The sequence below is a fragment of the Bartonella sp. P0282 genome (genome assembly GCF_048452985.1).
GTDB classification, from domain to species: Bacteria; Pseudomonadota; Alphaproteobacteria; order Rhizobiales; family Rhizobiaceae; genus Bartonella; species Bartonella choladocola.
This window is the reverse complement of record NZ_WTFO01000005.1, coordinates 1-6,441: the sequence shown is the minus strand read 5'-3', so window position 1 is coordinate 6,441 and position 6,441 is coordinate 1. Positions and strand designations below refer to the sequence as shown.

3 protein-coding genes and 1 pseudogene are annotated in these 6,441 nt (G+C 42.9%); 1 reads left to right on the top strand and 3 read right to left on the bottom strand.

The genetic code is table 11. From position 1 onward, the window contains the following. The 3 genes and pseudogenes from GQS64_RS11880 to GQS64_RS11870 all read right to left on the bottom strand — a co-directional run. The coding region (locus GQS64_RS11880; protein ID WP_198231750.1) for a LysM peptidoglycan-binding domain-containing protein at positions 1 to 310 on the bottom strand (310 nt) is incomplete at its 3' end. A 2,936-nt stretch (positions 311 to 3,246) separates the two neighbouring features. Further along, positions 3,247 to 3,537 (bottom strand): hypothetical protein, encoded by a 291-nt coding sequence (locus GQS64_RS11875; protein ID WP_198231749.1) that lies wholly within the window; start codon positions 3,535 to 3,537, stop codon positions 3,247 to 3,249. A 437-nt stretch (positions 3,538 to 3,974) separates the two neighbouring features. Continuing rightward, positions 3,975 to 4,597, bottom strand: a pseudogene (locus tag GQS64_RS11870) (4-hydroxythreonine-4-phosphate dehydrogenase PdxA). 1,584 nt (positions 4,598 to 6,181) lie between these two features. Here GQS64_RS11870 and GQS64_RS11865 point away from each other — a divergent pair. Continuing rightward, positions 6,182 to 6,441, top strand: a 260-nt coding sequence (locus GQS64_RS11865; protein ID WP_210329475.1) for a hypothetical protein, incomplete at its 3' end; no start/stop codon positions are given.

The window sequence follows — 6,441 nt, the reverse complement described above, 5'->3', positions numbered from 1 at the left end:
GATAATGCGCCATGTCATCAGAAACCGGTGACAGCGGAACATAAACCGTATCCCCCACCGTTACCTTGTCAAAGCCGTTCTTGAAGAAGCGATCCAGATTGAGACGGCGCAACCCCTCAACACTCAAATTATAGCGCTTGGCAACGCTATCAAGCGTATCGCCGGACACCAGCACATAGGCGCGTGTCATGATCGGCGAGCTATAGCCATCAAGCGAGGCGCTTGCACCATCATCCTTCTGCCCGAATAGACTGTTGTCAGCGGCATAGCGTTCACTTCCCGAGTCTCTTTGCGCAGCCTGCGCTGGCATAACCATCGCCAGAAAGGTTGAGCAGACGTAGAGGATAATCATCAACCACGACACAGCCTTTGATACAAAGGTGCTCAAAAAGTTACTACGCATAGACATGAAATCCCCCTTATTTCTTACATGACTTAGTAAAAAATGTTTCGCTATTTCCTACATAGATAAGTTAAAACGGCTCACGTGAGAGTGCATATTGCCGAGCCTTGCACTCAGCCCCCAATAGGCTTGCAAACAGGCTCATACGTGCAAACGAAAGACTTCGTTCACTGATTAGGTGACAGAAGCTTTAGCAGGATTGAATAAACCGGATCCCTCGCACTATTCGGCTCGGGAGAAAGAGAGGGTGGATAAGTAATAACAAATAATCAAACATAACTTTACCGTCTCCTTGATGTATTCCATCAACCCAATAAATTGGACACGTCAGCTAATTCATACGTTAAACATCACGTTAGAGATGCATAAAAGCATCATCCGCTTTTGTAACACCAATACCGATTTTTTGCTGTTTTGCAACCCCTGCGAGAAAAAATACACAAAAAAAACAAATATATTCTTCTGGCGAGTATTAAATATCTAATTAAATTACACTTTTCGGATTCAATCACATCATAAATTTAGATACTATCACTTCATAAACTTATTTATAACGTCACAAGCTAGAATTTATTTTGTCCTGCATCCGGTCATCAACGAGACTGATTATCATTTCACCAACAAGACTGATTATCATTGTTGTTATTATAATGGATGCCGGTGCAACATTATCCAAGATGCATTGACGAGTTACTCTTTGCCGAACCCGCTCATACTGCCAAGAACGGACATCGGTGGCTGAACGCCTGGTCTAAAAAAGGAAAGTCTGCTCTCCAGAAGTATAATTTGCGGAAAAGTCAATGCCAACGATATAATCAACGTCGATACAATGTTGGGAAATATGTACTTGATATAAAAACGCGGCGGTTTTGCTCCCAATTGTATGAAAACGGCAGTATATCCCTGATTATTGGCTGAAACAGCTCATCTCCTTATTATCCTCGCATATCTTTCCCTTCAGGGGAACCCCATAAGACATGTTAATAGTAAAATGGTATTACCGAAAAAAGCTAAGACAACCAAAGATAGAATCTGAACTGGAAAAGCAGCTTGGAAGTCGCCAGCATCATAACAAAATGTTTCATAATACCGTTAAATATTGCAGCTACAAATCCCGAAACTATAGCTATAAGAGCGGAAAAGATTGTCGGAGAACTTCAATCATGGCATTGCGTGACCACCATGCGAGAACCGCCGCACCGCCAAGACCTGTTGTTAGTGTAGGAAGAATAGCATGTTTGAGATTGCCTTGCTCTTTTAATGGCAACCAGCCCGATTGCACTGAAATACGGATACTGGAATAAGCCCTGACACAAATGATGGCATGGTGAAACAGGGGAGAGATAAAGCTATAACGAAACGATTGATCTTACTATCTCTATCCAGTGCAGCATATGCCCGCCAGAAATTCCGATAGCCAGTTTCATAACAAAGCAAGTATCGTTAACAATAGGGTGGCAGTTATCCCGTTCCGCAACATGATCTATCACAGGTCTTCCATCGCTCATAGATACTGCCGTATCTCCATGAAGTAATGCATGGAAGCAAGTGAAGAATTGTTGCCATAATGGCGCATCCAGCCCCCCATTGTTTATGAAATACTGCATGCTTTATATAACTTCAGTCCGCTATATGATTTGCGCAAGGTCAACTGACATGCGTATAAAATGAATGCAAAACGGATAACACAAAACACAGTCAACAGGCGGCGGATAAAGCGCGTTGATAGAAAGTAGATCATATTTTTTCCGCATATTCTACTGTTTCTTCTGAACGGCTTAAACGACGGCAAGAACAAACACACCATGTGATGATGTTAGTTCAGAAGGGATTTTCCCGCATAGCCCCATCAGCTCTTGAGCAATGTGTAAACCACAACCTATGAGGACGATGAGCAGGATTTGGTAGCTCACCTTGTAAGACTACACGATCATCGGGCCATCTTTCTGGCATTGGTACACCCGAAGTCAACGTGTTGATATAAGGATGCTGCGAACGTTAAAAAATCTTGCTGCTTTCATCTATCTCGACGATCCGACCGAGATACATTACTGCAACTCTGTCAAACTGATATGAAGATTTAACTGGCATATATTCGCGATTACACAAAAAAAGAAAATATAAATTTTCAAAGCGCGATTTCTGTTCAGTCCAGACATGTCGCACCGAAACATATATAACAACCGAAATAAGATAATATTTCTGTCAAAATTTCTGATGGTTCATTTTAGAGCCCCATTAATCAGAGATTCTTAAACATGACAGTCAGATGATATTACTTGTTGCAAACCATGCAGAGACAAGTTTCCCTCATACTGTATCAAGACGTGCGATCTTCTATTCCGGATTGTTAAAATGAATTCAAATAGGATAACAACCACAAATTGATTATGTAATAACAACCCATAATTGCGATATTTACTGCGATCCTTTGGTTCCCTGATTAACGGTTACAATTTTTTCTGCCTTGCCTTGTTTTTATATTGATGTGTTGGAGTTTTCTATGATGCTCAAACTTGGCCATCCCGATTTTGCTTATTTAGCATCAGGAAAGCTTCAATCATTGCTTGAAGCAAATCATGCAGAGAGCTGGAATGTCTTTAACCCATCAAATCCTTCAGTAGCAGAACCGATTTTCAGATCGGCGTTGAAGACATTAATTCAATTCTATGTCGCGTTAAGAAATATGCTGTTCCATCTATCGGGATATATCAGAAAAATATTACGATATAAGCAGTTCCAAAGGCTTGTCAGAGAGAATTTCTTGTTCAGAACTCCGACACTTACCTTTCGAGATCAAGCCGATATATTGACTCATATACATATAATACCGATTTTTGATTTCATTTGTTATTTTTTATCAATATGCGATATAATTGGATTAGTTTTCTCTCTGCATTTTCTTTTACCGCTTTAATGTATCGGATTTGCTCTTCAATCCCTTTTGCCATGGTAGAAAAACGCTCATTAAAACCCGTCTCACACACAGTATAGCCTATAGCTTTAGCTTCAACGGCGGCATGCATAAGCTCATCCCTGTCGATAGCTCTAGCCGGGATCACAGGCTTTTCTACAGGCTTACAAACAGCCTCGATCAAGTTGACGACATCAACTCTCGCTTGGTAGGCTAACAAATCTAGACCATGTATCCTGTGTTAGACCCAAACATGCACGCACTGAATGCTATTTCGTCGCTTGAACCAGTCAGTTACCTCGATATTCCCTCTATCCTTCCGGTAAAAGATAATATTGTATGCCTGCACTCTCTATCAATGGCATCACATCATCACTATGCGTACCGCCAAGCAAATAGTCGACACCGAACTCGATCGGCGACTGCACAGATCGCGCCTCACTTTCAACATCAAGCGATAAGACTTAAAGATAATTTTTCGCGCCTGCTGCACGTATGGCTCGCAGCCAAACCGCCCAAACGTTGAAAAAGCAAGCCTGCGTCTTCGTAACCGATATGACACAGCCTCAATCACTTTTGGCAGATAGCTCATTGCATCTGCAATAGCTCTGTCATTTCTTGCGCGCATAAAGATGAAATTCGCATGATTAGGCAACTTCATATCATTCCCTGACGCTGACCTGAAGGCACCAGCCGCTCTACATATTTTATAGCCGTCAGCAAACTTGAGTGCTCGGCTACCCTGCCCCGCAATGTCGAAAGCGGTTCCGCGATCCGGGCTGGAGCGAACAAATGGAAGGCTGGTATAATGTTAACGCCAGTCTCAATTTCTATCGACTTCACGGGTATAAGCTTTGGATCATGATATTGCGCAACAACGACATCGAATTGTCCCTTTTTGCTGTCATAAATATCGTATCACCTGTTCGCGAGCCGCTCACGTCTGTTTCTTCTAAGCGCACTCCATTCGCGGCGGGTTTGATGAAGCCGATTTCCTCATCGACAAAAAGACCACCTTTACCCGCATGGGGATTCAATCCAGCGAAAGCGACATGCAGCCTTTTGGTGCCCAACACTATGATGCCTATATTTGCAAGCCTGATTGCTTATAACCGGTTTTCGTAAGTAACCTGATTTATAGTGTGTCGAAGTGACATCTGGATGGTAACAAGAATTGTACGAATATCTTCATTCAAAAGCATCATGGCAACATGACCGCTACCACCATCATCAGCAAGAATTTCACTGTGTTCTGGACAATCTATTCCAGCAGAATGCATAGCGTTCTTATTGATTGGCAACGTGATAATTCAGCTGATCGAGTATTTTATTTGTTTTTGGAAATGCCAATAGTGGAGCATTTTTAATACGAGAAAAGTGTGTGCCTCAACTGTTCAGGCATCATATACTTTTGGCGAATCTTCTCCCTCACACTATCGCCCATAAGACTAACTTGCATGACGCAATATCGCCCGATATGTAGACCGTCCTACGGATATTGCGGGAACCTACAAGACGCATTTCAGCATAATCTGATGTTAACCCGATTTTCGCCCTTTTTTACAACCGGAGTATTTTCCATCAGTTTCATAGCATTTCTTTAACCTATAAATTGCCACGGCAAGAACCTCATTATTGCGACGTGGCCAACCGAACTTCGGACAATTTTCCCGCACAGCATTGTTCGTGTTAAATGGGCTTGTTTTGGCGGAATAATCTTGCCTGGAAACGGTGCGCGTCCAAGCCATATGAAGGAAGCCGGACTGGATGGGTTTTAAGAGAAGTATAGTTTGATTGAGTTGAAGGCTGATGAGGGAGTGACGGGTTAAGGAGACGCGGGCTAAGTGGCAGAATTAAGTGACAGACTTGAGTGTCAGAATTGCGTGTTAGAATTAAGTTTCCGAGACGGGATCAAACACGGATAAATTTCAACGTTGAAGATCTGTGATAGAGAAGCTTTATTTCCGCTTCGCGAAGCTGGATTTCGTTTTAACATACTGATATTCGGGGGATAGCGTTACGTTGCTCGCGTTTTCCGCTTGTTCCGCTTGGCATTACACACATCCCAAGCGACGAGCGTTTGAAGACAAGCGAAGAAGCGGAGCCACGGGCCGGCATCAGGAAGTGCAGCACTTATATAATGAGGATATTGATAGGTGAGAATCCTGCTAAAGCAATGAACGAGTTTTGTTTTTTAGAAGTTCTGTTCTCCGCCGGTTCTAATGCAAATTGTCACTTTGCGATAGTTTGGGGATGTCCGTAAAGTGACGATCGTAAACCATTTCTGCCACTGACACGTTACAAAACGAGTTAAATGAAACCGCCGGGCAATGAGATATTGCCTATTCTAATTGCCTATTCTATTTGAGTGGCTCCTAAAACCGTGTTTACCAGTCCCGAAGGACATCAATTTCTGCTGCTGACAACGAGATAAATAGCACACAAGGGGGCTTTTAATTAAACAGCAGTTGAACAGTTTTAAAACTGTTAGCGATCACATCCGCCCAAGATCACCACTTATCGAGCTAACGGAGTAACATGATGGAAGCGCGGCCGATGGTCAACAGGGGTATTTGAGGCCATTTTTTAATTCAGATACCCCGCAACGGGATTATCACCAAGAGGGGCAATTGGCAGGATATTTTTGACGTGTGTTTCGATAAAAAGTGACGGAACTTGTTTTTCCTGAAGCTGGATTTCGATTTTAACATACTGATATTCCGGGGATAGCGTTATGTTGCTCGCGTTTTCCGCTTGTTCGGCTTGGCATTACACACATCCCAAGCGACGAGCGGTCGAAGGCAAGCGAAGAAGCGGAGCCACGGGCCGGTATCAGGAAGTGCAGCACTTATATAATGAGGATATTGATAGGTGAGAATCCTGCTAAGGCAATGAACGAGTTTTGGTGTTTTTCGGAAGTTCGGTTTGTTTTCAACATAGGCATGTCCCGACAGCATATTGCAGTAAAGGTCATTAATTCCGCGATCCTAATAGACAACCCACGCACCAAACGACGAGCATCTAAACGTAATCATCGCTGCGACCTCGTTTTTGGAAGCGCTGCGGTATCCAAAGCGGATAATGATAGGCAAAAATTTGTGAGTGGTGAAGTGATGATTGGTTG